Origin of the sequence: Peterkaempfera bronchialis (assembly GCF_003258605.2) — a bacterium.
Classification (GTDB): Bacteria; Actinomycetota; Actinomycetes; order Streptomycetales; family Streptomycetaceae; genus Peterkaempfera; species Peterkaempfera bronchialis.
Genome location: NZ_CP031264.1, coordinates 3872011 through 3898850 on the forward strand (window position 1 = coordinate 3872011; position 26840 = coordinate 3898850).

25 protein-coding genes and 1 pseudogene are annotated in these 26840 nt (G+C 73.4%); 23 read left to right on the forward strand and 3 right to left on the reverse strand.

The window, feature by feature from the left end; all coding sequences use genetic code 11:
• The first annotated feature begins 138 nt into the window (after window positions 1-138).
• The 9 genes from ftsH to C7M71_RS17205 all read left to right on the forward strand — a co-directional run bounded on the left by ftsH (window position 139) and on the right by C7M71_RS17205 (window position 9265).
• Window positions 139-2166: an ATP-dependent zinc metalloprotease FtsH gene (gene ftsH, locus C7M71_RS17165; RefSeq protein ID WP_111492418.1), complete on the forward strand. Its 2028-nt coding sequence runs from the start codon at window positions 139-141 to the stop codon at window positions 2164-2166.
• A gap of 90 nt (window positions 2167-2256) precedes the next feature.
• Window positions 2257-2862, forward strand: a complete 606-nt coding sequence (gene folE / locus C7M71_RS17170) for a GTP cyclohydrolase I FolE (RefSeq protein WP_111492417.1) — start codon at window positions 2257-2259, stop codon at window positions 2860-2862.
• A 220-nt stretch (window positions 2863-3082) separates the two neighbouring features.
• Window positions 3083-4927 (forward strand): phosphatidylglycerol lysyltransferase domain-containing protein, encoded by a 1845-nt coding sequence (locus C7M71_RS17175; RefSeq protein ID WP_111492416.1) that lies wholly within the window; start codon window positions 3083-3085, stop codon window positions 4925-4927.
• Between the two features lie 29 nt (window positions 4928-4956).
• Window positions 4957-5820 (forward strand): dihydropteroate synthase, encoded by an 864-nt coding sequence (gene folP, locus C7M71_RS17180; protein WP_111492415.1) that lies wholly within the window; start codon window positions 4957-4959, stop codon window positions 5818-5820.
• A complete protein-coding gene (locus tag C7M71_RS17185) occupies window positions 5817-6293 on the forward strand; it encodes a nuclear transport factor 2 family protein (protein WP_111492414.1) in 477 nt (158 codons plus the stop codon). The genes folP and C7M71_RS17185 overlap by 4 nt, the downstream gene beginning before the upstream one ends.
• Window positions 6294-6496: 203 nt before the next feature.
• Window positions 6497-6856, forward strand: coding sequence for a dihydroneopterin aldolase (gene folB / locus C7M71_RS17190; protein WP_111492423.1), 360 nt, complete (start codon window positions 6497-6499; stop codon window positions 6854-6856).
• 43 nt (window positions 6857-6899) lie between these two features.
• Window positions 6900-7487: a 2-amino-4-hydroxy-6-hydroxymethyldihydropteridine diphosphokinase gene (gene folK, locus C7M71_RS17195; RefSeq protein WP_111492413.1), complete on the forward strand. Its 588-nt coding sequence runs from the start codon at window positions 6900-6902 to the stop codon at window positions 7485-7487.
• Window positions 7488-7588: 101 nt separating this feature from the next.
• Complete coding sequence (locus tag C7M71_RS17200; RefSeq protein WP_111492412.1) at window positions 7589-8074, forward strand: DUF3180 domain-containing protein; 486 nt, start codon at window positions 7589-7591, stop codon at window positions 8072-8074.
• Window positions 8075-8308: 234 nt separating this feature from the next.
• Entirely contained in the window at window positions 8309-9265 is a 957-nt protein-coding gene (locus C7M71_RS17205; protein ID WP_114914405.1) for a hypothetical protein, read from the forward strand.
• 9 nt (window positions 9266-9274) lie between these two features.
• On the opposite strand, the gene C7M71_RS17210 is transcribed toward C7M71_RS17205, so the two are convergent.
• Together C7M71_RS17210 and C7M71_RS17215 are read right to left on the reverse strand one after the other, a co-directional pair.
• On the reverse strand, window positions 9275-10435 hold the full coding sequence (locus tag C7M71_RS17210) for an NADH-quinone oxidoreductase subunit D (RefSeq protein ID WP_111495505.1): 1161 nt from the start codon (window positions 10433-10435) through the stop codon (window positions 9275-9277).
• Window positions 10432-11484: an SAM-dependent methyltransferase gene (locus C7M71_RS17215; protein WP_114914406.1), complete on the reverse strand. Its 1053-nt coding sequence runs from the start codon at window positions 11482-11484 to the stop codon at window positions 10432-10434. Before C7M71_RS17215 ends, C7M71_RS17210 begins: the two co-directional genes overlap by 4 nt.
• 114 nt (window positions 11485-11598) lie before the next feature.
• Between C7M71_RS17215 and C7M71_RS17220 the strand changes: the two genes are divergently transcribed.
• Together C7M71_RS17220 and C7M71_RS17225 are read left to right on the forward strand one after the other, a co-directional pair.
• Window positions 11599-12810: a sensor histidine kinase gene (locus C7M71_RS17220; RefSeq protein ID WP_111493870.1), complete on the forward strand. Its 1212-nt coding sequence runs from the start codon at window positions 11599-11601 to the stop codon at window positions 12808-12810.
• A 59-nt stretch (window positions 12811-12869) separates the two neighbouring features.
• Window positions 12870-13562, forward strand: a complete 693-nt coding sequence (locus C7M71_RS17225; RefSeq protein ID WP_111493868.1) for a response regulator — start codon at window positions 12870-12872, stop codon at window positions 13560-13562.
• Window positions 13563-13590: 28 nt separating this feature from the next.
• Here the strand turns inward: C7M71_RS17225 and C7M71_RS17230 are convergent, their stop codons facing one another.
• The gene (locus C7M71_RS17230; RefSeq protein WP_111493866.1) at window positions 13591-14745 is read right to left on the reverse strand and encodes a threonine aldolase family protein; all 1155 of its coding nucleotides are present in this window, start codon (window positions 14743-14745) and stop codon (window positions 13591-13593) included.
• A gap of 151 nt (window positions 14746-14896) precedes the next feature.
• On the opposite strand from C7M71_RS17230, the gene C7M71_RS17235 reads away from it, so the two are divergent.
• The 12 genes and pseudogenes from C7M71_RS17235 (at window position 14897) to C7M71_RS17290 (ending at window position 26755) form a co-directional block, all read left to right on the forward strand.
• Window positions 14897-15856, forward strand: coding sequence for a Rossmann-like and DUF2520 domain-containing protein (locus C7M71_RS17235; protein ID WP_407675911.1), 960 nt, complete (start codon window positions 14897-14899; stop codon window positions 15854-15856).
• Window positions 15853-16713, forward strand: a complete 861-nt coding sequence (gene panC, locus C7M71_RS17240; protein ID WP_111493864.1) for a pantoate--beta-alanine ligase — start codon at window positions 15853-15855, stop codon at window positions 16711-16713. The genes C7M71_RS17235 and panC overlap by 4 nt, the downstream gene beginning before the upstream one ends.
• Before the next feature lie 56 nt (window positions 16714-16769).
• A pseudogene (gene panD, locus C7M71_RS17245) lies at window positions 16770-17186 on the forward strand (aspartate 1-decarboxylase); the annotation flags it as partial.
• Window positions 17187-17293: 107 nt separating this feature from the next.
• Complete coding sequence (locus C7M71_RS17250; protein WP_114914407.1) at window positions 17294-18961, forward strand: L-aspartate oxidase; 1668 nt, start codon at window positions 17294-17296, stop codon at window positions 18959-18961.
• Between the two features lie 38 nt (window positions 18962-18999).
• On the forward strand, window positions 19000-19935 hold the full coding sequence (nadC, locus tag C7M71_RS17255) for a carboxylating nicotinate-nucleotide diphosphorylase (RefSeq protein WP_111495328.1): 936 nt from the start codon (window positions 19000-19002) through the stop codon (window positions 19933-19935).
• A gap of 31 nt (window positions 19936-19966) precedes the next feature.
• Window positions 19967-20755, forward strand: coding sequence for a type III pantothenate kinase (locus C7M71_RS17260; RefSeq protein WP_111495326.1), 789 nt, complete (start codon window positions 19967-19969; stop codon window positions 20753-20755).
• 114 nt (window positions 20756-20869) lie between these two features.
• Window positions 20870-21646, forward strand: a complete 777-nt coding sequence (locus tag C7M71_RS17265) for a hypothetical protein (RefSeq protein WP_114914408.1) — start codon at window positions 20870-20872, stop codon at window positions 21644-21646.
• A 349-nt stretch (window positions 21647-21995) separates the two neighbouring features.
• Window positions 21996-23807, forward strand: coding sequence for an LPXTG cell wall anchor domain-containing protein (locus C7M71_RS17270; protein ID WP_111491193.1), 1812 nt, complete (start codon window positions 21996-21998; stop codon window positions 23805-23807).
• A 76-nt stretch (window positions 23808-23883) separates the two neighbouring features.
• Window positions 23884-25407, forward strand: coding sequence for a bifunctional lysylphosphatidylglycerol synthetase/lysine--tRNA ligase LysX (gene lysX, locus C7M71_RS17275; protein ID WP_111491194.1), 1524 nt, complete (start codon window positions 23884-23886; stop codon window positions 25405-25407).
• Between the two features lie 5 nt (window positions 25408-25412).
• Window positions 25413-25592, forward strand: a complete 180-nt coding sequence (locus C7M71_RS17280; RefSeq protein ID WP_111491195.1) for a hypothetical protein — start codon at window positions 25413-25415, stop codon at window positions 25590-25592.
• Window positions 25593-25812: 220 nt separating this feature from the next.
• A complete protein-coding gene (locus tag C7M71_RS17285) occupies window positions 25813-26241 on the forward strand; it encodes a BlaI/MecI/CopY family transcriptional regulator (RefSeq protein WP_111491196.1) in 429 nt (142 codons plus the stop codon).
• A gap of 10 nt (window positions 26242-26251) precedes the next feature.
• Window positions 26252-26755, forward strand: coding sequence for an amino-acid N-acetyltransferase (locus C7M71_RS17290; protein WP_111491197.1), 504 nt, complete (start codon window positions 26252-26254; stop codon window positions 26753-26755).
• Window positions 26756-26840 lie beyond the last annotated feature (85 nt).

The window sequence follows — 26840 nt, forward strand, 5'->3', positions numbered from 1 at the left end:
TCCAATAAACCGCTCTTCGTACCACGGAGCGGGACCGCTAGAGGTCGAAAGCACACATCCGGGATGCGCCGGCGGACGACAGAAGCCGCCCGGCGCCGTCGAATGGCAGGAGGGACGGGGCGGCAACGCCCCGCATGGATGGACGTCAAACGATACTTCCGTGCGCCGATCATGTGGATCGTGCTGGCCGTCCTTGCCGTCATCGTGCTGATGCAGGTCGTCTCGTCGTCGAACGGCTACAAGACGGTGGACACCGGCGAGGTGGTCGCGGCCATCGATGCCGGGCAGGTGAAGCAGGCGCAGATCACGACCGGTGACGAGAACACGGTCAAGATCCAGCTCAAGGACAACCAGAAGATCGACGGCAGCAACCGCGTCAAGGCGTCGTACATCGGCAACCAGGGCGTGGCCATCGCCGACAAGCTTCAGGCCGCCCAGGAGGGCAAGAAGCTCCCCGACGGCTACACCGTCTCCCCGACCAAGCAGAACGCGTTCCTCAGCATCCTGCTGTCGATGCTGCCCATCGTCTTCATCGTGATCGTCTTCCTGTTCCTGATGAATCAGATGCAGGGCGGCGGCTCCCGGGTGATGAACTTCGGCAAGTCCAAGGCCAAGCTGATCACCAAGGACACCCCCAAGACCACCTTCGCCGATGTGGCGGGCGCGGACGAGGCGGTCGAGGAGCTCCACGAGATCAAGGAGTTCCTCCAGGAGCCGGCCAAGTTCCAGGCCGTGGGCGCCAAGATCCCCAAGGGCGTGCTGCTGTACGGCCCGCCCGGCACCGGCAAGACCCTGCTGGCCCGCGCCGTGGCCGGCGAGGCCGGGGTGCCGTTCTACTCGATCTCCGGCTCCGACTTCGTGGAGATGTTCGTCGGTGTCGGCGCCTCGCGCGTCCGCGACCTCTTCGAGCAGGCCAAGGCGAACGCCCCGGCCATCGTCTTCGTGGACGAGATCGACGCGGTCGGCCGGCACCGTGGCGCCGGCCTCGGCGGCGGCCACGACGAGCGCGAGCAGACCCTCAACCAGCTGCTGGTCGAGATGGACGGCTTCGACGTCAAGGGCGGCGTGATCCTCATCGCGGCCACCAACCGCCCCGACATCCTGGACCCGGCGCTGCTCCGCCCGGGCCGCTTCGACCGGCAGATCGCCGTGGAGCGCCCCGACCTCCAGGGCCGCCTGGAGATCCTCAAGGTGCACCAGAAGGGGAAGCCGATCGCACCGGACGTCGACCTGATGGCCGTCGCCCGCCGCACCCCCGGCTTCACCGGCGCCGACCTCTCCAATGTGCTCAACGAGGCCGCGCTGCTGACCGCCCGCTCCGACAAGAAGCTGGTGGACAACTTCACCCTGGACGAGGCGATCGACCGCGTCGTGGCCGGACCGCAGAAGCGGACCCGGATCATGAGCGACAAGGAGAAGAAGATCACCGCGTACCACGAGGGCGGCCACGCCCTGGTGGCGGCGGCCTCGCCCAACAGCGACCCGGTGCACAAGATCACCATCCTGTCGCGCGGCCGGGCCCTGGGCTACACCATGGTCCTGCCGGACGAGGACAAGTACTCCACCACCCGCAACGAGATGCTCGACCAGCTCGCCTACATGCTGGGCGGCCGGGCGGCGGAGGAGCTGGTCTTCCACGACCCGACCACCGGCGCGGCCAACGACATCGAGAAGGCCACCGCCACCGCGCGGGCCATGGTCACCCAGTACGGCATGACCGAGCGGCTCGGGGCCATCAAGTTCGGCTCCGACAACGCGGAGCCGTTCCTCGGACGTGAGATGGGTCACCAGCGCGACTACTCGGAAGAGGTCGCCGCGCTGGTCGACGAAGAGGTCAAGAAGCTCATCGAGACCGCGCACAACGAGGCGTGGGAGATCCTGGTCGAGAACCGCGACGTGCTCGACAACCTCGTTCTGGCCCTCCTGGAGAAGGAGACGCTGAACAAGGAGCAGATCGCCGAGATCTTCAAGCCGATCGTCAAGCGCCCGCCGCGCCCGGCCTGGACCGGTTCGACCCGCCGGACCCCGTCCACCCGGCCGCCGGTGCAGTCGCCCAAGGAGCTGGCCCTCACCAACGGCAGCCAGACCGCGACCCCCACGGTGGACACCACCCCGGTCGACACGGTCAAGCTGCCGCCCCTGGAGGAGCCCCCCTCCGGGAGCTGACCTCGGTCTACCTCGGGCCTGGAAGAAGTGCCGCTCCCCCAGCGCTTTACGCTGGGGGAGCGGCATTTCCATCACAGAAGCGAGGACCGCATGACCGACCCGGTGACGCTCGACGGTGAGGCGACCGTCGGGGTGTTCGACCAGAAGCGGGCCGAGGACGCGGTCCGTGAACTACTGATAGCGATCGGCGAGGACCCGGACCGCGAGGGCCTGCGGGAGACCCCGGCCCGGGTGGCGCGCGCCTACCAGGAGATCTTCTCCGGGCTCTGGCAGCAGCCGGAGGACGTGCTCACCACCACCTTCGACCTGGGCCATGACGAGATGGTGCTGGTCAAGGACATCGAGGTCTACTCGACCTGCGAGCACCACCTGGTGCCGTTCCGGGGCGTCGCCCACGTCGGCTACATCCCGTCCACCAGCGGCAAGATCACCGGGCTGTCCAAGCTCGCCCGCCTGGTCGACGTCTACGCCCGCCGCCCGCAGGTCCAGGAGCGGCTGACCACCCAGGTCGCCGACGCCCTGATGCGCATCCTGGAGCCGCGCGGCGTCATCGTGGTCTTCGAGTGCGAGCACATGTGCATGTCGATGCGCGGCATCCGCAAGCCCGGAGCCAAGACCCTCACCTCGGCCGTCCGGGGCCAGCTGCGCGACCCCGCCACCCGGGCCGAGGCGATGAGCCTGATCATAGGGCGGTAGGAGAGCGGCACCCCGGCCCGGCACCGTCCCCCGACGGCGCCGGGCCAAGGTGTGTCCGGCGGAACCGCCCCAAGGGGCCGTGCGTCCCACGGCACAGAACGTCAGTGCGGCACCCCCCGGACCACGGGACGGTGCAAAGGGGGAGTAGTCATGAGGAACCATCACCTCTCATACCTGAGATCTACGGAAGAGCCGGAATCCGCACCTACGCTGAATAACCATGAGCGCACCCGTGTCCACTGAGCCGCCTCCCGAGCCGGGCCGCCGCTCCGGGCTCCAGACGCTGCGCGACCAGGCCGCCGCCGCGCCACGGTCCTGGGCACCGTCCGCCGTCGGGTCAGCCGCGTTGCTGGTCGGCCTCTTCGACATCGCCGGGGCGGTCTTCCCACGGTTCCGGCACAGCCGGATGCATGCGCTCGCCGGCATGCTGCCGGGCGGGGTGACCACGCTGGCCACCGCCGGGTCGCTGATGATCGGCATCCTGCTGGTGCTGCTGGCGCACGCCCTGCGTCGTCGCAAGCGCCGGGCCTGGCAGGCCGTGGTGGCGCTGCTGCCGGTCAGCGCCGCGCTGCACCTGATGCGCTGGCACGCCGTCGGACCGGCCGTGGTCTCCCTGGTGCTGCTGGTGGCGATGCTGGTCCACCGAGGCGAGTTCTACGCCCGGGCCGACCCGCGCACCCGCTGGCGCGCGCTGTGGAACTTCCTGGGCATGGGCACCGCCAGTGTGCTGCTCGGCATGGTCATCGTGAGCGTCCACCCGCGCACCGAGATCGGCAACCCCGGGCTCAGCGAACGGGTGCAGCAGGTGCTGTACGGCCTCTTCGGCTTCGACGGCCCGATCCGCTACACCTATGACCGCACCTCCGACCTGGTCGGCTACTCCCTCGCCGCACTGGGCCTGCTCACCGCCCTCACCACCACGTACCTGGCGCTGCGCCCCTCCGAGCCGGTGGCCGTGCTCAGCCCGGAGAACGAGGAGAAGGTACGGGCGCTGCTCGACCGGCACGGCGAGCGCGACTCGCTCGGCTACTTCGCGCTGCGCCGCGACAAGAGCGTGCTCTTCTCGCCCAGCGGCAAGGCCGCCATCTCCTACCGGGTGGTCTCCGGGGTGATGCTGGCCTCGGGCGACCCGGTCGGCGACGTGGAGGCCTGGCCCGGCGCGATCAAGCTCTTCATGGCGGAGGCCCGGGCCCACGCCTGGGTGCCCGCGGTGATGGGATGCAGCGAGGTCGGCGGCGAGGTGTGGACCCGCGAGGCCGGACTGGACGCGCTGGAGCTCGGCGACGAGGCGATCGTGCGCACCGACGCCTTCTCACTCTCCGGCCGGGCGATGCGCAACGTCCGGCAGATGGTCAAGCGCATCGAGCGGAACGGCTACTCCTGCAAGGTCCGCCGGGTCTCCGAGCTCTCCCCGGAGGAGCGGCAGCGGGTCACCGTGGCCGCCGCCCGCTGGCGCGGTACCGACACCGAGCGCGGCTTCTCCATGGCGCTGGGCCGCTTCGGCGACCCCACCGACGACGCCTGCCTGGTGGTCACCGCGCACCGGGCGGCCGACCCCGACCAGCCCGCCGACGACCCGCTGCTGGGCGACCTCAAGGCGGTGCTGCACTTCGTCCCCTGGGGCGACGACGGCATCTCGCTGGAGCTGATGCGCCGGGACCGGGCGGCCGACCCGGGCCTCAATGAACTGCTGATCGTGGCCGCCCTGCAAGCCGCCCCGGGCCTGGGGATCACGCGGGTGTCGCTGAACTTCGCGATGTTCCGCTCGGCGCTGGCCCGGGGCGAGCGGCTGGGCGCCGGGCCGGTGCTGCGCGCCTGGCGCGGGCTGCTGGTCTTCCTCTCCCGCTGGTTCCAGATCGAGTCGCTGTACAAGTTCAACGCCAAGTTCCAGCCGGAGTGGGAGCCGCGCTTCCTGGTCTATCCGACCGCCCGCGACCTGCCCCGGATCGGCTTCGCGGCGATGCAGGCGGAGGCGTTCATCACCCTGGGCCGGCCGCGCTTCGGCCGCCGCAAGCTGCGCGAGGGCACTGCGGCGGAGGCGCAGCGGACCCAGCTGGCCGCCTGACCGGGCGCGGCGGGGCAGATAATGGCCCCATGAGCACTCCCGCCGCCCCGGCACTGCCCGGCCTGACCCCGCTGGACCGCTGCGCCGTGATGGGTGTCGTCAATGTCACCCCGGACTCCTTCTCCGACGGCGGACGGTGGCTGGATCCCGCCGCCGCAGTGGCGCACGGGCTCAACCTGGTGGCACAGGGTGCCGACCTGGTCGACGTCGGCGGCGAGTCCACCCGGCCGGGCGCGGTCCGGGTCACCGAGGAGGAGGAGCTGCGCCGGGTGATCCCGGTGATCCGCGAGCTGGCCGCAGCCGGTGCCGTGATCAGCGTCGACACCATGCGGGCGGCCGTGGCCGAGCAGGCGGTGGCGGCGGGCGCCGCGATCGTCAACGACGTCTCCGGCGGCCTGGCCGACGCCCGGATGGCCCGGGTCGCCGCGGAGACCGGTGTGCCGTTCGTGGTGATGCACTGGCGCGGGCACTCGACCGACATGAACCGGCTCGCCGTCTATGACGATGTGGTGGGCGAGGTGGTGAAGGAGCTTCAGCGCCGGATGGAGGCCGTGGTGGCGGCGGGGGTGCGGCCCGAGCAGGTGATCATCGACCCCGGGCTGGGGTTCGCCAAGGACGCCGCGCACGACTGGGCGCTGCTGGGCGGTCTGGACGCGGTCCTCTCGCTGGGGCGGCCGGTCCTGGTCGCGGCCTCCCGCAAGCGGTTCCTGGGCGCGCTGCTGGCCGACCCGGCCACCGGTGAGCCCCGCCCGGCGCGGCAGCGGGACGACGCCACCGCCGCCGTGTCGGCGCTCTCCGCGCAGGCCGGCGCCTGGGCGGTGCGGGTGCACGACGTCCGGGCCACCGCCGACGCCGTCCGGGTGGTCGCCGCCTGGCAGCAGGCCGCGGAGTGACCGCGCCCGGCCGGGACGCGGAGGCGGCGGACCGGGAGGCGGTACTGGCCGCCAACACCGCGCTGTACGAGTCGCTGGAGCGCGGCGACGCCGATGCGCTCACCGAGGTCTGGCTCTCCGGGGCGGACGCCGACGACGCCGGCGGGGTGGTCTGCGTGCACCCCGGGTGGCCGATGCTGCGCGGCCGGGCCCGGGTGCTGCGCTCCTACATGCTGATCATGGCCAACACCGAGTACATCCAGTTCTTCCTCACCGATGTGGAGGTGGAACTGGTCGGGGATGTGGCACTTGTCACCTGTACGGAGAACATCCTCTCCAGCGGCGAGGCCGAGCAGGAGGGCGAGCTGGGTCCGCTGGTCGGCGGGAAGGTCATCGCCAGCAACCTCTTCCGGCGCACCGCCGACGGCTGGCGGCTCTGGTCGCACCATGGTTCACCGGTCCTGACCAGCGGTGACGAGGAGGACGAGGACTGAGCGGCCCGGGTGGGGAATGTGCGCCCGGGCACCGGATGTTCACCAGCAGCGAGGGGTCGGCGAGGCGTGAGGCCCGCCGCCGCTGGGTAGGACGGCTCCGGCCGCCGTAGGCGCCCCGTGGGCCCTGTCCGAGCCCGACGGTAGATTCGGTACCGGCGGGCAACGGGGCCTGCCGGTGTTCTGTCTCTGGAGTGATTCGATTGCTGGACCGTGTCGCACTGCGCGGCCTGCGTGCCCGCGGCCACCACGGCGTCTTCGAGCGGGAGCGCGAAGAGGGGCAGACCTTCGTCGTGGACGTCGTGCTCCACATGGACACCCGTCCGGCGGCCGAGAGCGACGATCTGACCCGTACGGCGCACTACGGGATCGTCGCGGAGGAGGTCACCGCCATCGTCTCCGGCGACCCGGTGGACCTGATCGAGACCCTGGCGCAGCGCATCGCCGACCAGTGCCTGAAGCACGACCCGGTGCAGGAGGTGGAGGTGACCGTGCACAAGCCGGACGCCCCGATCACCGTGCCGTTCGACGACGTGACCATCACCATCCACCGGAGCCGCGTGTGACGTGCTGCGCCGCCCGCCTTCGGGACGAAGCGAGGTAATCCAGATGAGCAGCGACCCGACGACCTCGCCGGTACCGCTCGACGTCGAGCACACCGTCGACTCCGCGGACAGTACCCTGCACAACCCTCAGCGGGCCGTGATCGCCCTGGGCAGCAACCTGGGCAACCGCCTGGAGACGTTGCAGGGCGCGGTGGACGCCCTGGAGGACACCCCGGGTGTCCGGGTGACGGCCGTCTCGCCGGTCTACGAGACCGAGGCGGTGGGCGGCCCGGCGGGCCAGCCCAGCTACTTCAACGCCGTGGTCGTGCTGCGCACCACGCTGGGCCCCGGCTCGTTGCTGGAGCGGGCCAATGCGGTGGAGGACGCCTTCAGCCGCACCCGCGAGGTCCGCTGGGGCCCGCGCACGCTGGACGTCGACATCGTCGCCTACGACGGGGTGGTCTCCGACACCGCAGAGCTGACCCTGCCGCACCCGCGCGCCCATGAGCGGGCCTTTGTGCTGGCCCCGTGGAACGACGCCGAGCCCGAGGCGGAGCTGCCCGGCCGGGGTCCGGTGGCGGCGCTGCTCAAGGAGGTCGACACGGAGGGTGTGCGGCGCCGCGACGACCTGGACCTGAGGCTTCCGGAGTAGCGTGCCGTCCGCCCGGAACAGGCGGCGGGGAGCTGGACGTTCTGCCTCAGTACGGTGATCAGTGCCCCGCCGCCTGTCCCTCCCGGAAGGACGCCTCCCGCGTGAAGCCGCTTCGCCCTGCCCTGCTGGTCGGTATCGCCGTGGTCTCCGGAGTGCTCTCCTGGGCGGGCGCCAAGCTCTGGGACTCCCTCGGTGACCTGCCGGGCGTGCCCGCCGCCGCCCCGGTGGTGCTCGCCGTGGTCGCGGTGGTGCTGCTGGCCGCCGCGGTCTCGATCCGGGCCCGGCTGCGGGCCCAGCGGGACCGCGAGCCGGACGCCAAGGGCGTGGACCCGCTGAGCGCGGCCCGCGCCGTGGTCCTGGGCCAGGCCAGTGCCCTGGTCGCCGCGCTGGCGGTGGGCGTCTACGGCGGCGCCGGGGTCTTCCTGCTCTCCCAGCTCGACCAGCCGGCCCGCAAGGCCCAGGCGGTCACAGCCGGCTTCACCGTACTGGCGGGCATCGCCGTGATCGCCGCAGCGCTCTGGTTGCAGCACATCTGCCGCCTCCCCGAGGACCACGACGACGACCCCACCGCCCCAGCCGCCCGCTGACCCCGGCGGGCCGGCCCGGCTGCCTGCTGTCCCCGGCGGCCCGGCGCGGGCCAGGGGATGCGCCGGGTCGGTGATCACGTGGATGCGTACGGTAGCCGATTGTCCCCGTCGCGATACGATCCGGCCCGGCGGCTGACATGGCCGGGAAGGGCACGCTAGTTTTTGGCCATGCCACGCGGACGTCATCGTCAATCGTCGACCCTGAGCAGGCTCCTTCCTCCGCTCGCCGTCGGGGTGCTTGCCTGCGCCGCCGGGGCGGCCGTGCTGCTGAGCGACGATCCGGCGGTGCTCCGGGTGGTCGGCGTGGCCGCCATCGCCGCCGCGCTCGCCGGGGCGGTGCTGCTGCGCAGGCGGGACCAGGCGGGCGAGCGGGCGATGGATGCCGCCGCCATCGCGCGGCAGCGCGTCGAGGAGCGCCACGAGGAGCAGATCGCCGAGCTGGAGTACGCCGTGGAGGTGGCCGAGGAGCGGGTCTCCCGGCTGGGCCGCCGACTGGCCGTGGAGAAGTCCCGGCTCGCCCGTGCGGAGACCGAGAACGCCCGGCTGCTGCGGGAGCGCGCCGTGCTGGCCGCCGAGCAGGCCGTGAAGGAGGCCGAGGCCGCGCGCCGCCGTGCCGCCGCGCAGAGTGCCGGCCGCCACCCGGTGACGCCGACCGCGTTCGTCCGGGCCGCCGCCGTGCTGCGGACCCTGGAGCGCCGCGCCGCCGTGCAGCAGGCCCAGCGGGTCGCCGCGCAGGTGGAGGCCGAGAACCGGCGCCGCCGCGACGCCGCCGCAGGCCGTACCGCCGCAACGCTGTTCGCGGCCCCGGCCGCAGCAGCCTCCGCCCGGGCCGCAGCCGCCACCCCCGAGCACATGCCCAGCAGCCCGGCGACAGCGATCGTGCCCGTGGAGCGGCAGCGCCCCCGGCCCGTGGTGGCCGCCCGTACCGCCGGGTTCAGCTTCTTCGGCCGTACCGGCGAGGCCCCGGCCGTCGGCGACATCAGCGATGTGGTCGGTGACGAGGCCGTCGCCGCGCAGGCCCGCTACACGGGCACGGGCACGGGCACCGGCACCGGGCAGGAGCAGCCCGCCGCCCCGGCGGAGGACGGCGTGCGGGAAGCGCCGCAGCGGGCCGCTGCCGAGGTGGTGGACCTGACCGAGCACGACGCCACCGAGCGGCTGGATCTGCGCGCGCTGCGCGCCGTCCAGTAGCAGCAGCGCCTACTTGTCGATGTCGCCCACGACGAAGAACATCGACCCGAGGATCGCCACCATGTCGGCGACCAGCGTGCCCGGCAGCAGTTCGGTGAGCGCCTGGATGTTGTTGTACGAGGCGGACCGCAGCTTGAGCCGCCACGGCGTCTTGTCGCCGCGCGAGACCAGGTAGTAGCCGTTGACGCCGAGCGGGTTCTCGGTCCAGGTGTAGGTGTGGCCCTCGGGGGCCTTGAGCACCTTGGGCAGCCGCTGGTTCACGGGCCCCGGGGGCAGTCCGGCGAGCCGGTCCAGGCAGGCGTCGGCCAGGTCGAGGGAGTTGTGGGTCTGCTCCAGCAGGCACTCGAAGCGGGCCAGGCAGTCGCCCTCCTCCCGGACGGCCACCCGCAGCACGTCGCCCAGCTCCCCGTACGCCAGGTACGGCTCGTCGCGCCGCAGGTCGAAGTCGACCCCGGAGGCGCGGGCGATCGGCCCGCTCACCCCGTACGCGTGCACCAGCTCGGGCGCCAGCACGCCGACACCGGCCGTGCGGCCCCGGAAGATCTCATTGCCCAGCACCAGGTCGTCGATGCGGTGCATCTGCGAGCGCACCTGGGCGACCGCCGCCCGGACCCGGCCGAGCCAACCGGCCGGCAGGTCCTCCTTGAGGCCGCCGACCCGGTTGAACATGTAGTGCATGCGCCCGCCGGACGCCTCCTCCATGACGTGCTGGAGCGTCTCGCGGCTCTCGAAGGCGTAGAAGACGGGGGTGATGCCGCCCAGCTCCAGCGGGTACGAGCCGAGGAACATCAGGTGGTTGAGCACCCGGTTCAGCTCGGCCAGCAGGGTCCGCGCCCAGACCGCGCGCTCGGGCACCTCCATGCCGAGCATCCGCTCCACCGACAGCACCACGCCCAGCTCGTTGGCGAACGCCGACAGCCAGTCGTGCCGGTTGGCGAGCATGATGATCTGCCGGTAGTCGCGGGCCTCGAAGAGCTTCTCCGCGCCCCGGTGCATATAGCCGATCACCGGCTCGGCGGCCACGATCCGCTCACCGTCCAGCACCAGCTTCAGCCGCAGCACCCCGTGCGTGGACGGGTGCTGCGGGCCGATGTTGAGCACCATGTCGCTGGTGCCGAACTCGGTGACGTTCTCCGCACCGGAGCCGATGCCGACCGTGGTCTCCCTCATGACCGGCAAGTCTGCCACTCCCGGGCTCTCCGCAGGCTGCCCGGTACCGGCATGCGGACCGTCTGCACCAGCCAGCCGAAGCCGCCCAGCCCCGCCGGGTCGGTGAGTTCCGCGCCCTCCCCGGCCCCGGACAGCGCCCGCAGGTACCCGGCGGGGTCGGTGGAGGCCAGCGCCAGCGGCGGCCGGGCCCCGCCGACGCCCAGCGCCCGCAGTGCCTCCCGCTGGGTCGTCCACAGGCTGTGGACGACGCCCGCGCCCGTACCCGCGCCCGTACCGGCGGCGGCGCAGGCGTCCAGTGCCACATGGGCGGTCACATCGCAGCGGCCGTCCGGTACGGGACACACCTCGCGGCCATCGCGGAACCCGGCCAGCGTCCCGAACGGCGGCCGGTCCCACGCCCCATGCGCATAGTCCACCGCCACCGCGGCGCCGCGCTCCAGCGAGGCCACCGCCGAGGCCCACGCCGCGTCACGGGGGCCGCCCAGCTCCACCCGGTGGCCCGGCTCCGCCGCATCCGGCCACCACCGCGCCGCCCAGGCGGCGTCAGGACCGGCCGGCGGCCCGGCCAGCCGCTCGGCCCCGGTCGCCGGGTCCACCTCCACGAGGCGCAGCACCCCGTCGCCGTCCACCTCGGCGATGTCCAGGGGCACGTTGTCCAGCCACTCATTGGCGAAGAGCAGCCCCGAGACGCCCTGCGGCAGCGCCGTGGACCACGCCACCTCCGCCGGCAGCCCGGCCGGCCGGTCCGCCACCTCCACCCCGTGCGGCCGCAGCCGCGCCGCCAGCGCGGGGCGGTCCCGCCGCACCGCCGCCAGTACCCCGCGCAGCAGCTCGCCCCGGCCCGCCCCGACGTCCACCAGGGCCACCTCGGCCGGTCGGCCCAGCTCCTCGTCCACCTCCGCCAGCAGCCGGGCCACCGCCTCCGCGAACCGCGCCGAGGCGTGCACCGACGTCCGGAAGTGCCCGGCCGGCCCCTCCGGACGGCGGTAGAAGCCGCCCTCGCCGTACAGCGCCCGCTGCGTGGCCTCCCGCCAACCCGTCCAGCTCATGCCCCGGACGCTACCCTGCCCCACCCCGGCCCCCGCGTCTCCATCCTGGGGAGTAGGGCGGATCGCCCTGGCGGTGGACCAAACCCCCTCCCGGGGCTGCCTAGGCTGGGAAGCGTGCAGCACCTCTACTCCTGGCTCCGCAGGCACCCCGCGCTGGTCGACAGCGCATGGGCGCTGCTGCTGCTGGGCTCCAGCGTGCTGTTCGGGGAGAGCGACGACGGCGGGTCCAGCTACCTCGGGCGTCCCTGGGCGCTGATCGTGCTGCCGCTGGCCCTGCTGATGGCCGTACGCCGCCGCTATCCGGACGCCGCGCTGCTCGGCGGGGTCGCCATCGGGCTGACGCAGGTGGCCGCCGCCTGGGTGCCCGGCTTCTCCGACATCGCGCTGCTGGTGCTGGCGTACACGGCCGCCGCCTTCGGCTCCCGCTGGGCCTCCCGGACGGCGTTGGCGGTCGGCCTGGTGGCGGGGCCGCTCGCCCTGTGGCGGTTCGGCCAGAGCGACCCCAATGTCCACCAGCCCGGCCAGACGCTGCTGGTCAGCATGCTGCTCTCGGCGCCGTTTGTGCTCTGCTGGGCGCTGGGCCGGCTCACCCGCATCCGCCGCGCCTACTACGGGGAGCTGGAGGACCGCGCCGCCCGGCTGGAGCGCGAGCGCGACGCCCGGGCCAAGGTGGCCGTCGCCGCCGAGCGCGCCCGGATCGCCCGCGAACTGCACGATGTGGTGGCGCACAACGTCTCGGTGATGGTGGTCCAGGCCGATGGCGCGGCCTATGTCCTGGACGCCTCGCCCGAGCAGGCCAAGGAGGCGCTGGCCACCATCGCCTCCACCGGGCGCCAGGCGCTGGACGAGATGCGGAGGCTGCTGGGGGTGCTGCGGTCGGCGGACCCGGGCGAGGGCGAGTATGTGCCGCAGCCCGGTGTGGAGCAGTTGCCGGATCTGCTGGAGCAGGTCCGGGGGGCGGGCCTGCCGGTGGACTTCACCCTGGAGGGCAGCCCGCGCCCGCTGCCGCGCGGGGTGGAGCTCACCGCGTACCGCATCGTCCAGGAGGCGCTCACCAATGTGCGCAAGCACGGCGGCCCGGACGCCCGCGCCGACGTCCACATCCGCTTCGGCGACGGGACCGTGGACGTGCTGGTCCAGGACGACGGCCGGGGCTCCGCAGCCGAGCTGTACGAGCGGGGCGGCGCCGACGGGCAGGGCCACGGCCTGATCGGCATGCGGGAGCGGGTCGGCATGGTGGGCGGCAGGCTGGACGCGGGGCCACGCCCCGGGGGCGGCTTCCGGATTCGCGCCGTCCTGCCGCTCAAGACCGTGACCGCCGCCTGACCGCGCACCCCCACCCACGACCCCCCCACCGAGCACAACCCCGAGGAGAGCCGCCGCCCATGACCATCCGTGTGATGCTCGTCGACGACCAGGAACTGCTCCGTACCGGCTTCCGCATGGTGCTGCAGTCGCAGGGCGACATCCGGATCGCCGCCGAGGCGGGCGACGGCTTCCAGGCCCTGGAGGTGCTGGAGGGCGGCGCCGAGGTGGATGTGATCCTGATGGATGTGCGGATGCCCCGGATGGACGGGGTCGAGGCCACCAGCCGGATCTGCCTGGACCCCGGCGGCCACCCACGGCCGAACGCGCCCCGGGTGCTGATACTGACCACCTTCGACCTGGACGAGTACGCCTTCGCCGCGCTCAAGGCCGGGGCCAGCGGCTTTCTGCTCAAGGACGTACCGCCGCCCGAACTGGTCGCCGCGATCCGCTCCGTGCACGGTGGCGACGCGGTGGTGGCCCCGACCACCACCCGCCGCATGATCGACCGCTTCGCCGATGTGCTGCCCGGCCCGCACAGCCCCGCCGACGCCCCCGCCCTGGCCCGGCTCACCGAGCGGGAGCGGGAGGTCTTCCTGCTGGTCGCGCAGGGCCTGTCCAACGGGGAGATCGCCGCCCGGCTGACCCTCTCCGAGGCCACGGTGAAGACCCATGTCGGCCGCATCCTCGCCAAGCTGGGGCTGCGCGACCGGGTGCAGGCCGTGGTACTCGCCTATGAGACCGGTCTGGTCCGGGCCGGCGGCCCCGTCTGACGCGGGGCCGCCACCGGGCGGTCCGGGGTCACCGGGGCAGCCGCTCCAGCAGCTCCGCCGCAGCCTCGGCGACCTCCTCGGGCGACCACTCCAGCGCGCTCGCCGCCACCGTCACCTCGGTCATCGACAGCCCCGGCAGCAGCGACTCCCGCCAGCCGCCGAAGAGCGCCCGCCCGGTCTCCTCCGCCAGCTGCGTCCCGGCCGCGTTCAGCGCCTCGGCCGAGTGCGGCAGCCACAGCTGGAACTGGTGGGTGTGCGGCGGCTCCGGGTGCACCCTGGCCCCGGGCGCCTCGGAGAACGCCTTGGACAGTGCCGCCGCGACCACCTTGGCGTGCGCGACGTACTCCGGCAGCCGGGGCAGTTCCCGCTCCAGCCCCAGCAGCGCGGCCAGCACCGCCGGCCACTGCTGGAACAGCTGGCCGCCGTAGCGGTGGCGCCAGGCCCGGCACTGCGCGGCGACCTCGGTCGAGCAGGCGACCGCCGCACCCGACAGGCCGCCCAGCGACTTGTAGAACGACACATAGACCGAGTCCGCGAGCCCGGCCACCTCGGCCAGCGTCCGCCCGAAGTGGCCGGGGGACTCCCACAGCCGCGCCCCGTCGAAGTGGACCACCGCCTCCCGCTCGCGCGCCGCGTCCACCGCCCCGCACAGCCCCTCCCAGGACGGCAGCACAAAGCCGGCGTCCCGCAGCGGCAGCTCCAGCATCAGCGTCCCGAACGGCTCGTCCAGCCCCCGCACCTCCGCCGCCGTCGGCAGCCGTGGCGCGGTCGTCGGCCAGATGCTGCGCAGCCCGCTCAGCGCCGAGTACGCCTGCCGCTCATGCACCTCCGGGTGGGCCAGCGGGTGCATCGCCACCGTGCGGCTGCCGGTGCGCTCCGCCCAGCAGCGCAGGACCACCTGCTGCGCCATGGTGCCGGTGGGGAAGAAGACCGCGTCCTCGAAGCCCAGCAGCTCCGCCGTGCGCTGCTCCAGCCGGGCCACCGGCCCGTCGCCGTAGACGTCCGGCAGACCGTCCAGGCCGTCCAGACCGTCCAGACCGTCAACGCCGTCCGGGCCGAACAGCTCGCCGCCCGCGCCCGCCAGCTCCGCCAGCCGCTCCCGCATGGTCTGCGGCCGTCCCTGCGACAACACCTTGGCGCAGCCGCGCAGCAGCGCGGCCCGCCTCTTCCGCTCCTCGTCCATGGCGGGATCATGCCTCACCCGGGGAGCCGGGCGGGCCGTGTGCGCCCCGCCACAGGTGGGCGGGGTGGCCGTGAGGCGGTACTTCCGTACCATGGCGGGGTACGTCCGGTACCCGAAGAGGACTGGAACGGATGAAGGTCGGATCAGAGCCGTGAACCAACCCGACGACGGGGTGAACCCCGCAGGGCTGCCCGATTTCGAGTTCGGCGACCCCACCGACCCCGGCAACCGGCCCGCCCGGCTGGCCGTGGGCGTGGTCGGCACCGGGCGGGTGGGCCCGGCGCTCGGTGCCGCGCTGCAACTCGCCGGCCACCGGGTGGTGGCCGCCTCCGGGGTCTCCGCCGCCTCCCGGCGCCGCGCCGAGAACCTGCTGCCCGGCGTCCGCCTGGTGACGCCCCCTCAGGTGCTGGCCGCCGCCGACCTGGTGCTGCTCACCGTCCCCGATGACGCGCTGGCCGACCTGGCGGCGGGCCTGGCCGCCACCGGCGCGGTGCGGCCCGGGCAGATCCTGGTGCACACCTCGGGCGCCCACGGGGTCGCCGTACTGGAGCCCGTCCTCCGGGTCGGCGCCCTGCCGCTGGCCCTGCACCCGGCGATGACCTTCACCGGCACCTCGGTGGACGTGGCCCGGCTGGCCGGCTGCCCGTTCGGAGTGACCGCCCCGGAGGAGCTGCGGCCGGTGGCCGAGGCGCTGGTGGTGGAGATGGGCGGCGAGCCCGAGTGGGTGCCGGAGGAGGTCCGGCCGCTCTACCACACGGCGCTCGCCCATGGCGCCAACCACCTGGTCACCCTGGTCGCCCAGGCCCAGGAGCTGCTGCGCGCCGCCGGGGTCGCCGAGCCCGGCCGGATGCTGGGCCCGCTGCTCGGCGCCGCCCTGGACAACGCCCTGCGCAGCGGCGACGGAGCGCTCACCGGCCCGGTGGCGCGCGGCGACGCGGGCACCGTACGGCAGCACCTTGACCAGCTGCGCCGGGTCTCGCCGCAGGCGCTGGAGGCGTACCGGGCGATGGCGCGGGCCACCGCCGACCGCGCGCTGGCCACCGGGATGCTCCGCGCGGACGCGGCGGAGGCGCTGCTCGGGGTGCTGGCCGACGACCGGAAGGACGCATGATGGCGGAGCTGCTGCACACCGGCCGGGAGCTGCGGAAGCGGCTGGCGGCGAGTGACGGCGAGCGCGGCGTGGTGATGACCATGGGCGCCCTGCACCGGGGGCATGCCGCGCTGATCCGGGCCGCCCGGGAGCGGGTCGGCGCCGCCGGGACCGTGGTGGTCACCGTCTTCGTCAACCCGTTGCAGTTCGGCCCCGGCGAGGACCTGGACCGCTATCCGCGCACCCTGGACGCCGATGTGGAGCTCGCCGAGGCGGCGGGCGCCGACATCGTCTTCGCCCCCGCCGTCGAGGAGGTCTACCCGGGCGGCGAGCCGCAGGTGCGGATCGCGGCCGGTCCGATGGGGGAGCGGTACGAGGGCGCCTCCCGGCCCGGCCACTTCGACGGGGTGTGCACGGTGGTGGCCAAGCTGCTGCACCTCATCCGGCCCGATCTGGCCTGGTTCGGCGAGAAGGACGCCCAGCAACTGGCGGTGATCCGCCGGATGGCCGTCGACCTCAACTTCCCGGTGGAGATCGTCGGGGTGCCCACCGTCCGGGAGAGCGACCAGGTCGCGCTCTCCAGCCGCAACCGCTATCTGTCGGCCGTGGAGCGGATCTCCGCCCGCGAGCTGTCGCGGGCGCTGCTCACCGGCGCTGCGGCGGCGCCCGGAGGACCGGCCGCCGTCCGGCGGGCGGCCCGCGCGGTGCTGGACGCCGCCGCCGAGGCGGCACCCCCGGTGGTGCTGGACTACCTCGCGCTGATCGACCCCGCCGACTTCACCGAGGCGGCCGACGACCACACCGGGGAGGCCGTCCTGGCGGTCGCGGCCCGGGTGGGCGCCACCCGCCTGATCGACAACGTACGGATCCACTTCTAGAGCCACCCACGTCCAGAGCCACCCACGGCATGCACTCATCACTGGAGGCGTGACCCATGCTCCGCACCATGCTGAAGTCAAAGATCCACCGTGCCACGGTGACCCAGGCCGACCTGCACTACGTCGGCTCGGTCACCGTCGACCAGGATCTGCTGGACGCCGCCGACCTGCTGCCCGGCGAGCTGGTCCACATCGTCGACATCGACAACGGCGCCCGGCTGGAGACGTACACCATCGCCGGTCCGCGCGGCAGCGGGGTGATCGGGATCAACGGCGCCGCCGCGCGGCTGGTGCACCCCGGCGACCTGGTGATCCTCATCGGGTACGGGCAGATGCAGGACGCCGAGGCCCGCACCCACCGGCCCCGGGTCGTCTTCGTGGACGCGCAGAACCGCATCACGGGGACGGGCGGCGACCCCGCCGAGGCCGTCCCCGGCACCGGCACCGTACGCGGGGACACCCTCCGCACCGCCCCCGTTCACCTCCCGGCCCCCGGAAACCCCTCCGAGCCGGAGGCGTACGGTGACGTGGAACACGGCGCGGCCCGTACCGCCGCCCACTGACACGGAGCCGATCACCCATGCCTGCCACCCACCGACTGACCGCCCCGGCCCCCGGCTGGACCGCCACGACCGATGTGATCGTGGTCGGCTCCGGCGTGGCCGGCCTCACCGCGGCGCTCCGTGCCCGCGCCGCCGTCGGCCGGGTGATGGTGGTCACCAAGGCGATGCTCGACGACGGCTCGACCCGCTGGGCGCAGGGCGGGATCGCCGCCGCCCTCGGCGAGGGCGACACCCCCGAGCAGCACCTGGCCGACACCCTGGTCGCCGGCGCCGGAGTGTGCGACGAGGACGCCGTACGGGTCCTGGTCACCGAGGGCCCGGACGCGGTCCGCCGCCTGATCGCCACCGGCGCCGCCTTCGACACCGCCGTCGACGGCGAGATCCTGCTGACCCGTGAGGGCGGCCACCACCGCCGCCGGATCGCGCACGCGGGCGGGGACGCCACCGGCGCCGAGATATCCCGCGCCCTGGTCGCCGCCGTCCGCTCCGACCCCGCCATCGAGGTGGTCGAACACGCCCTGGTGCTGGACCTGCTCACCGACGCCGACGGCCACGCCGCCGGGATCACCCTGCATGTCATGGGCGAGGGGCAGCGCGACGGCGTGGGCGCGATCCTCGCCCGCGCGGTGGTGCTGGCCACCGGCGGCATGGGCCAGGTCTTCTCCGCCACCACCAACCCGGCCGTCTCCACCGGCGACGGCGTGGCGCTGGCGCTGCGCGCCGGGGCCGAGGTGGCGGACCTGGAGTTTGTGCAGTTCCACCCCACCGTGCTCTGGCTGGGCCCGGACGCCCACGGCCAGCAGCCGCTGGTCTCCGAGGCGGTCCGCGGCGAGGGCGCCCACCTGGTGGACGCGGACGGCGTCCGCTTCATGGTGGGGCAGCACGAGCTGGCCGAACTGGCGCCGCGCGACATCGTCGCCAAGGGCATCATGCGCCGGATGCGGGAGACCGGCGCCGCCCACATGTACCTGGACGGGCGGCACTTCGGTGCCGAGATGTGGGAGCAGCGCTTCCCCACCATCCTGGCCTCCTGCCGCTCGCATGGCATCGACCCGGTCACCGAGCTGATCCCGGTCGCCCCCGCCGCCCACCACGCCTCCGGCGGCGTCCGCACCGACCTGCGCGGCCGCACCACCGTGCCGGGGCTGTACGCCTGCGGCGAGGTGGCCTGCACCGGGGTGCACGGCGCCAACCGGCTGGCCTCCAACTCGCTGCTGGAGGGCCTGGTCTTCGCCGAGCGGATCACCGCCGACCTGGCCGCCCGGCAGGCGGCCGGCGACCTGCCCGAGCGGACCCCCGCCGCCTCCGGCACCCGGGCCGTACCGCTGCCGGCCCCCGAGGCCCGCGCGGAGGTCCAGCGGCTGATGACGGCCGGCGCGGGCGTGCTGCGCTCCGCCGCCTCCATGCGCGCCGCCGCCGACGGCCTGGCGGCGCTGGCCGCCCAGGCCCGCGACCACCTCGCCGAGGAGAAGCCCGCCGACCCCCGGGTGGAGACCTGGGAGGCGGCCAACCTCCACCTGGTCGCCACCGCCCTGGTGGGCGCCGCCGCACTGCGCGAGGAGACCCGGGGCTGCCACTGGCGGGAGGACTTCCCCGACCGGGACGACCTCCGCTGGCGCCGCCACCTCACCACCACCCTGGATGCCGCAACCGGCGCCCCCGTCACCGCCCTTGAGGAGCAGTGAGCACCGTGTCCCACGACCACCACTACGAAGAGCTGCCCATGGCCGGAGGCTGCGGCGAGGGCTGCGCCTGCGGTGAGGGCGAGGAGTACGAGAGCGGGCTGGACCCGGCGCTCGCCGAACTGCTCACCGAGGCCGGCCTGGACCCGGTCGAGGTGGAGGACATCGCCACCCTGGCGCTGGCCGAGGACCTGGCCGGCGGCGAGGACGTCACCTCCGCCGCCACCGTGCCGGCCGACGCCGAGGCCACCGGTGACTTCACCGCCCGCGCGGCCGGCATCGTGGCCGGGCTGCGGGTCGCCGAGGCCGTGATCTCGCTGGTGTGCGAGGACGAGTTCGAGGTCGAGCGGCACGCCGAGGACGGCGACCGGGTGGAGGCCGGCGAGGTGCTGCTCACCGTACGCGGCCGCACCCGGGCCCTGCTCACCGCCGAGCGCAGCGCGCTCAACCTGCTCTGCCACCTCTCCGGCGTCGCCACCGCCACCCGGGCCTGGGTCGACGCGGTCGAGGGGACCGGCGCGGAGGTCCGCGACACCCGCAAGACCACCCCGGGCCTGCGCGCCCTGGAGAAGTACGCGGTGCGCTGCGGCGGCGGCGTCAACCACCGGATGGCGCTCAGCGACGCCGCCCTGGTCAAGGACAACCACGTGGTGGCGGCCGGTGGCGTCGCCGAGGCGTTCCGCGCCGTCCGGGAGGCGTACCCGGAGCTGCCGGTGCAGGTGGAGGTGGACACCCTGGACCAGCTCCCGCCGGTGCTGGAGGCCGGGGCCGACCTGATCCTGCTGGACAACTTCACCGTCGACCAGCTGAAGGAGGCCGTCGCCCTGGTGGCCGGCCGCGCCCGGCTGGAGGCGTCCGGCGGGCTGACCCTGACCGACGCCCGCGAGGTGGCGCAGACCGGCGTGGACTACCTCGCCGTCGGTGCGCTCACCCACTCGTCGCCGATCCTGGACATCGGCCTGGACCTGCGCGCCTGACCCGCCCGCCCGACCTATCAGGACGGACCCCATGCTGCTCACCATCGATGTCGGCAACACCCACACCGTGCTCGGCCTCTTCGACGGCGAGGACATCGTCGAGCACTGGCGGGTCTCCACCGATCCCCGGCGCACCGCCGACGAGATGGCGGTGCTGATGCAGGGGCTGATGGGTGCTCACCCGGTGCTCGGCGAGGACGCGGTGGACGGTCTGGCGATCTGCTCGACCGTGCCGTCCGTGCTGCACGAGCTGCGGGAGGTGACCCGCCGCTACTACGGCGACGTCCCCTCCGTCCTCGTCGAGCCCGGGGTGAAGACCGGGGTGCACGTCCTGATGGACCACCCCAAGGAGGTGGGCGCCGACCGGATCGTCAACGCACTGGCCGCCAACCACCTCTACGGCGGCCCCTGCATCGTGGTGGACTTCGGCACCGCCACCACCTTCGACGCGGTCAACCAGCGCGGCGACTACGTCGGCGGCGCCATCGCCCCCGGCATCGAGATCTCCGTGGACGCGCTGGGGGTGCGCGGCGCCCAGCTGCGCAAGATCGAGCTGGCCCGGCCGCGCAGCGTGATCGGCAAGAACACCGTGGAGGCCATGCAGGCGGGCATCCTCTACGGGTTCGCCGGGCAGGTGGACGGGGTGGTGGCCCGGATGGCGGCCGAGCTGTCCGACGACCCGGACGATGTGCAGGTGATCGCCACCGGCGGGCTGGCCCCGCTGGTGCTGGGCGAAGCCGCCTCGATCGACGAGCACGAGCCCTGGCTCACCCTGATCGGCCTGCGGCTGATCTATGAGCGGAACTCGCCCACGACCTGATCGTCCGTCAGTACCGACGGCGGGTGGCCGGTCGTATCACCTCACCATCCGCCAATCGGGACACGGCCCGCGTCATTGCCCAGTAATCGGGCATATCCGACGTACTGTCACATCATGCCTACGCCACACGGATCGCGCGGCGGCATGGCCTTCAGCGCCGATGAACTGCGGGTGCTGCGCCGTGCCCTCGCCCAGGTCCTGCACCCCGCCGTGCCACCGCGTACCGGCGGTGTCGGGACGCCCTGGGACGCCGATGTGTGGACCGAGGACGTCCAGGACGCCCTCCGCCTCGCCGAGTCCATCGACGAGGCCGTGCACGAGGGCGGGCGGCTGCGCGCCTTCCTCCTCGCCGACCTCGCCCGCTACCGCGACGCCCTGCCGGGCAGCGCCCCCGGATACCTGGAGCGCCTGGAGGAGGCCGTGGCCGACGGCTACCTCCCCGGCCCCGAGGACCTCCGCGCGCTGCGCCGGCTGGCCGGGCAGCCGTGCGGCCAGGCCGAGCGGTCCCGCCGCTCCCGGCTGGCCGGCCGGTGCCACGAGGTGGCCGAGGCCGCCGTACGGGAGCGCCTGGCCGCCGCCGCGGCGCCGCCCCGGCACCTCACCGCCGTCCCGACGAGCCGCGTCACGCCGAGCCGAGCCACCCCGAGCCGCGTCACGCCGAGCCATGCCCCGACGAGCCCCGCCCCGACGAGCCACGGAGGACCGATCCCGATGAGCACCGCCGAGCCCCGCCGCCCCGACCCCGCCGCCGAGGAGAAGGCCGAGCGGGCACGGCCGGCGCAGTCCGGGTCCCGTCGCGTCCCCACCCCCGCCGACCTGTTCGCCCGCCGCCCGCGCCCGGCCGCCCCGGACGAGCACGAGGACACCGAGCTCGCCACCGGCACCGGCTGACCGCCAGCCCCCGCCGCCGGCCGCCCCTGTGCGCGGCCGGCCCGGCACGCCTCACCGTCCGCCGCCTGCGCCCGGCCGGCCCGGCACGCCTCACCGTCCGTCGTTCAGCCGCCCTACCGCCCGCCCGCCGTCCCATCGCCCCCGCCCTGCCCCCACCACCGCCTGTCCGTCATCCCGTCGACCGCCCCTCTTCGCCCGCCGCCCGGCAGGCGGCGGGACGAGCGTGTGCAACAGTTGTGCTACAGCTTCACCGGGGCGCCCCATTCGCACCCTTGTGCGTCCACCGGTCGCGGCGGGTGCTGGTTGTATCCGAGGTCCGATCTCCTTACCTCCGCAGCACGGAGACCTCATGGGACACCAGCGCACACGGCGGGCCGCCAGGTCCGCCCTCTCGGCCGTGGCGACGGCGACGCTCCTCTCCGCAGGCGTTCTCGGCGCCGGGCCCGCCCAGGCGGCCGCCCCGGAGGACTACCTCTACATCGACGCACCCGACTCCGCCATCGTCCTGCCGCGCACCGAGGCGCCGGGCCCCGGCGACACCTTCAAGACCCTCCAGCTGGGCGTGGTGAGCGAGGGCGACGGCCCGCTCCGCAATGTGCGGCTGACCATCGACGCCCAGGCCCTGGCGGGCAAGGCCGAGTTCCAGCTGCCCAAGGGGTGCGACTTCACCGACGCCGCGCGGACGCGTATCACCTGCACCGCGGCCCGGGCCGACGGCGAAGCCGAGTTCAAGATCGGCATCCGCGCCGTCCAGGGCGTCCCGACCGGGACGAACGGCACCATCCGCTACACCGCCGCCGCCGACCGGGCGGTGCAGGAGCCCGGAGCGGTCACCACCAAGGTCACCGTGGGCTCCGGGCCGGACCTCGCCGTCCAGCAGTTCCCCGGCGCCCGGACCAAGGTGGCCCCGGGCGGCTCCGTCGCCGTACCCGCCGTGGTCTCCAACATCGGTGACCGGGACGCCAAGGGCCTGGTCCTGGCCGTCGAGGTGCAGAGCGGCTTCCGGCTGGGCGGCAACCACCGCAACTGCCGCTACGGGGCCACCACGGGCGGCGGCGTCACCGCCGGCTTCACCTCGGTGGTCTGCCGCTTCGACACCACCACGCTCCCCGTCGGTGCCACCTACCGGCTCACCGAACCGCTCACCGTCAAGGCCGACAAGGACGCCGGCAGCGGGCTCTTCGCCTTTGCCTTCGACGTGGCGGGCGGCGAGATCGACTCCATTCCGGTGGCCGGCGGCACCCTGGGTACCGGCCCGGAGCTGACCCTGGCGGCAGTGCCGGGCCTGCGTACGGCGGCCAAGGACATCGACTTCGGCAACAACGCCGCCCTCACGATCCTGGAGACCGGTCTGCGCGCGGACATGGCCGCCGCGCCCGCCTCCGCCACCGGCACGGTCGGCAAGCCGCTCGACCTCACGCTCAGCGTGCGCAATGTCGGCACCGCCGCCGTGCAGCCGGTGAGCACCGGCGGCTTCGGCCTGCCCGGCAGGGTCCCGGACACCGCCTCCGGGATGGCCTTGGTGTCCCTGCCGCTCGGGGTCACCGTGCAGCGGGCGCCCAAGTACTGCACCAGCATGCCCGACCTGTCCATGGGCGCCCGGTCCGAGCTGCTCCAGAAGTTCGCCCCCCGGTCGAGTGGCGACCTGAAGTCGGCGCTGACCCGTGCGGCGGGTGCCCCGTCGGGGTACTTCTGCTGGATCGCGGGCAAGCTCCCGGCCGGTGCGTCGGTCCCGCTGACCTTCACGATCAAGCCGGTCAAGGCGCTCGACCGGGCCGAAGGCTGGTACACCGTGCTGGGCTTCTCGCAGGACGACCGCGAGGAGAACGACGACGCGCCGATCCGGATCACCGCCAAGGCCGCCGCCGGCTCCACGGGCGGCTCCACCGGCTCCACGGGCTCCACGGGCTCGACCGGCTCCACGGGCGGTTCTGCCGGCGGCTCCACCGGCTCCACGGGCGGCTCCACCGGGTCCGCGACCGGCGGCAACGACCCCGCTCCGCAGACCACCGGCGGCGACTCCGCCGGCGCCGCCACCACGGGCGGCGGCGACCTGGCCGCCACCGGCTCCTCCGGCACCGGCCTGCTGGCGGGCGTCGGCGCCGCCGCCGTGGCGCTCGGCGCGGGTGTGTTCCTCGCCGTGCGGCGCCGCCGGGCCTGACGGCCGCTCCAGAGGTGCGGCGCGGCAGCGGATATCCCGTCGCGTCGCACCCTGGGGCCGCCGATACCCTGGTGAGGTGACAGAGCAGACCTCCGCCCCCGCAGCACCGGACGACCTCCCCGAGCAGATGCGGGTCAGGCGCGAGAAGCTGGACCGGCTCCGCGCAGCCGGCGTCGACCCGTACCCGGTCGGCTTCCCGCGCACGACCACCATCGCGGACCTGCGGGCCCAGTACCCCGACCTCGCCCCCGACACCGCCACCGGTGCCCGGGTGGGCGTGACCGGCCGGGTGGTGCTGAGCCGCACCGGCGGCAAACTCTGCTTCGCCACCCTCCGCGACGGCAGCGGGGACCTCCAGGTGATGCTCTCGCTGGACAGGCTGGGCGAGGAGCGCCTCGCCGAGTGGAAGCGCGACATCGACCTCGGCGACCACGTCGGCATCGAGGGCGAGGTGATCACCTCCCGGCGCGGCGAGCTGTCGGTGATGGCGGACCGCTGGGAGCTGACCGCCAAGTGCCTGCGCCCGCTGCCGGACAAGCACAAGGGCCTCACCGACCCGGAGGCCCGGGTCCGCCAGCGCTATGTGGACCTGATCGTGAACCCCGAGGCGCGGGAGATGCTGTACCTGCGCTCCAAGGTGGTCCGCTCGATCCGCCGCACCTACGAGGAGCGCGGCTACACCGAGGTCGAGACCCCGATGCTGCAACCGATCCACGGCGGCGCCAACGCCCGGCCGTTCATCACGCACATCAACGCCTACGACATCGACCTCTATCTGCGGATCGCCACCGAGCTGTATCTCAAGCGGCTGGTGGTCGGCGGCGCCGAGAAGGTCTTCGAGATCAACCGGAACTTCCGCAACGAGGGCGCCGACGCGACCCACAACCCGGAGTTCACCGCGCTGGAGTCCTACGAGGCGTACGGCGACTACGACACCCAGGCGGAGCTCACCCGCGGGATCATCCTCAACGCCGCCCGCGACGCGCTGGGCACCACCGTGGTCCGCGGCGTCGACGCGCACGGCACCGAGCATGAGATCGACCTGGCCGAGCCGTGGAGCGAGGTGACCGTCTACGGCGGCATCTCCGACCGCCTCGGCGAGGAGGTCACCCCGGAGACCTCCGTCGAGCAGCTGCGCAAGCTGGCCGACACGGCGGGCGTGCCCTACGAGCAGAAGTGGGGCCACGGCCAGATCGTGCTGGAGATGGTCGAGCGGCTGCTGGAGGAGAACGCGGTCACCCCGACCTTCATCAAGGACTACCCGGTCGAGGTCTCCCCGCTCACCCGGCAGCACCGCAGCGCCCCCGGCGTCGCCGAGAAGTGGGACCTGGTGATCTTCGGTACCGAGATCGCCACCGCCTACTCCGAGCTGGTCGACCCGGTCGAGCAGCGCGCCCGGCTCACCGCCCAGTCGCTGCTGGCGGCCGGCGGCGACGTCGAGGCCATGCAGCTGGACGAGGACTTCCTGCGCGCCCTGGAGTACGCCATGCCGCCCACCGGTGGCATGGGCCTGGGCGTGGACCGCCTCATCATGCTGCTCACCGGAAAGAACATCCGGGAGACCGTCCTCTTCCCCCTGGTCAAGCCCGAAGGAGCGTGACAGCAGTGGACTATGTCAGCGCGATCGTGCCCCCGCTGGTGATGGCGGTCGGCTTCACGTTCGTCATCCGGGCGATCATCCGCAGCCAGGGCGGCGCGCAGAAGGCCAAGGAGGACGCCTACGCGGACGCCCTGGCCACCGAGACCGCCGCAGCACCGGCCAACCCCGCCGAGCCGACCCGCTAGCCCTCCTGCCGGGCCCTCCTGCCGGACCCGCCTGCCGGGCCCGCCTGCCGGGCCCGCCCGCCGAAGCCGCCACCGCCCCCGGTGGCGGCTTCGGCGTCTCCGCGCCCTTGGCGCCACGCCGGATTTGCCGTCTAAGGTGAATTTGTCCGCTCTGCTTCCTACTGTGGGGCCACTCCGTGTCGCGGGGTGCTGCCGGACTCGGCCGAGGGAGGTGCTCCGGATGGTGCGGCAACTCGGCGAGCTCGAGAACGAGGTCATGACCCGGGTGTGGCAGTGGAACCGCCCGGTCACCGTCCGCGAGGTGCTGGCGGATCTGCACCGGGAACGGGAGATCGCGTACACCACCGTGATGACGGTGATGGACAAGCTCTTCCAGAAGGGATGGCTGCGCCGGGAACGCGAGGGACGCGCCTACCGATATGAACCGGTCTCTTCGCGTGAGGCGTACACCGCCGCGTTGATGAACGACGCCTGGGCGACGAGTGACAACCCCGCAGCGGCACTGGTGCACTTCTTCGGGATGATGTCGCCCGAGCAGCAGGATGCCTTGCGCGACGCATTGCGGGTGGCCGCGCCGCACGATCCGGTACCGGCCGACCAGGAACAGGAAGTGGGGGAGACCGCTTCGGCGGACGACGCGGCACGATAGCGTCTTCTCCATGGAGGTCACGATCCGCCGGGCGCGGACAAGCGACGTGCGGGCCGTACGGCGACTCATCGACGGCTATGCGCGTGAGCGGATTCTGCTCGACAAGCCGACTGTCACACTCTTCGAGGACGTGCAGGAGTTCTGGGTCGCCGAGCGGGACTCGGACGGCGAGGTGGTGGCGTGCGGCGCCCTGCATGTGATGTGGGAGGACCTGGCCGAGGTGCGTACCCTCGCCGTTGATCCGGCCTGCCTGGGCCGGGGCGTCGGGCACCTGCTGCTGGACAAGCTGCTTCAGACCGCCCGCTGGCTGGGTGTGCGTCGCATTTTCTGCCTGACGTTCGAGGTGGACTTCTTCGCCAAACACGGCTTCGTGGAGATCGGTGAGACGCCGGTCGGCGGCGATGTCTACGAAGAGCTGCTGCGTTCGTACGACGAGGGCGTGGCCGAGTTCCTGGATCTCGAACGCGTGAAGCCGAACACACTCGGCAACTCGCGGATGCTCTTGCTTCTGTGATGGCCGGTTCTGTGATGGCCGGTTCTGTGATGCCGGTTCTGTGATGGCGGGATGTGAAGGAACTGCGCCCACTCCGCTCCGGCCG

Excerpts from the sequence above, each read along its gene's own strand:
- C7M71_RS17225 (WP_111493868.1), top strand. The coding sequence starts at position 12,870 with ATGACCATCCGTGTGATGCTCGTCGACGACCAGGAACTGCTCCGTACC.
- C7M71_RS17290 (WP_111491197.1), top strand. The coding sequence starts at position 26,252 with ATGGAGGTCACGATCCGCCGGGCGCGGACAAGCGACGTGCGGGCCGTA.
- panC (WP_111493864.1), top strand. The coding sequence starts at position 15,853 with ATGATGGCGGAGCTGCTGCACACCGGCCGGGAGCTGCGGAAGCGGCTG.
- folE (WP_111492417.1), top strand. The coding sequence starts at position 2,257 with ATGACCGACCCGGTGACGCTCGACGGTGAGGCGACCGTCGGGGTGTTC.
- C7M71_RS17285 (WP_111491196.1), top strand. The coding sequence starts at position 25,813 with ATGGTGCGGCAACTCGGCGAGCTCGAGAACGAGGTCATGACCCGGGTG.
- C7M71_RS17230 (WP_111493866.1), bottom strand. The coding sequence starts at position 14,745 with ATGGACGAGGAGCGGAAGAGGCGGGCCGCGCTGCTGCGCGGCTGCGCC.
- C7M71_RS17260 (WP_111495326.1), top strand. The coding sequence starts at position 19,967 with ATGCTGCTCACCATCGATGTCGGCAACACCCACACCGTGCTCGGCCTC.
- folK (WP_111492413.1), top strand. The coding sequence starts at position 6,900 with ATGAGCAGCGACCCGACGACCTCGCCGGTACCGCTCGACGTCGAGCAC.
- nadC (WP_111495328.1), top strand. The coding sequence starts at position 19,000 with ATGGCCGGAGGCTGCGGCGAGGGCTGCGCCTGCGGTGAGGGCGAGGAG.
- C7M71_RS17265 (WP_114914408.1), top strand. The coding sequence starts at position 20,870 with ATGCCTACGCCACACGGATCGCGCGGCGGCATGGCCTTCAGCGCCGAT.
- C7M71_RS17175 (WP_111492416.1), top strand. The coding sequence starts at position 3,083 with ATGAGCGCACCCGTGTCCACTGAGCCGCCTCCCGAGCCGGGCCGCCGC.
- ftsH (WP_111492418.1), top strand. The coding sequence starts at position 139 with ATGGACGTCAAACGATACTTCCGTGCGCCGATCATGTGGATCGTGCTG.
- C7M71_RS17210 (WP_111495505.1), bottom strand. The coding sequence starts at position 10,435 with ATGAGGGAGACCACGGTCGGCATCGGCTCCGGTGCGGAGAACGTCACC.
- C7M71_RS17270 (WP_111491193.1), top strand. The coding sequence starts at position 21,996 with ATGGGACACCAGCGCACACGGCGGGCCGCCAGGTCCGCCCTCTCGGCC.
- folP (WP_111492415.1), top strand. The coding sequence starts at position 4,957 with ATGAGCACTCCCGCCGCCCCGGCACTGCCCGGCCTGACCCCGCTGGAC.
- C7M71_RS17250 (WP_114914407.1), top strand. The coding sequence starts at position 17,294 with ATGCCTGCCACCCACCGACTGACCGCCCCGGCCCCCGGCTGGACCGCC.
- C7M71_RS17215 (WP_114914406.1), bottom strand. The coding sequence starts at position 11,484 with ATGAGCTGGACGGGTTGGCGGGAGGCCACGCAGCGGGCGCTGTACGGC.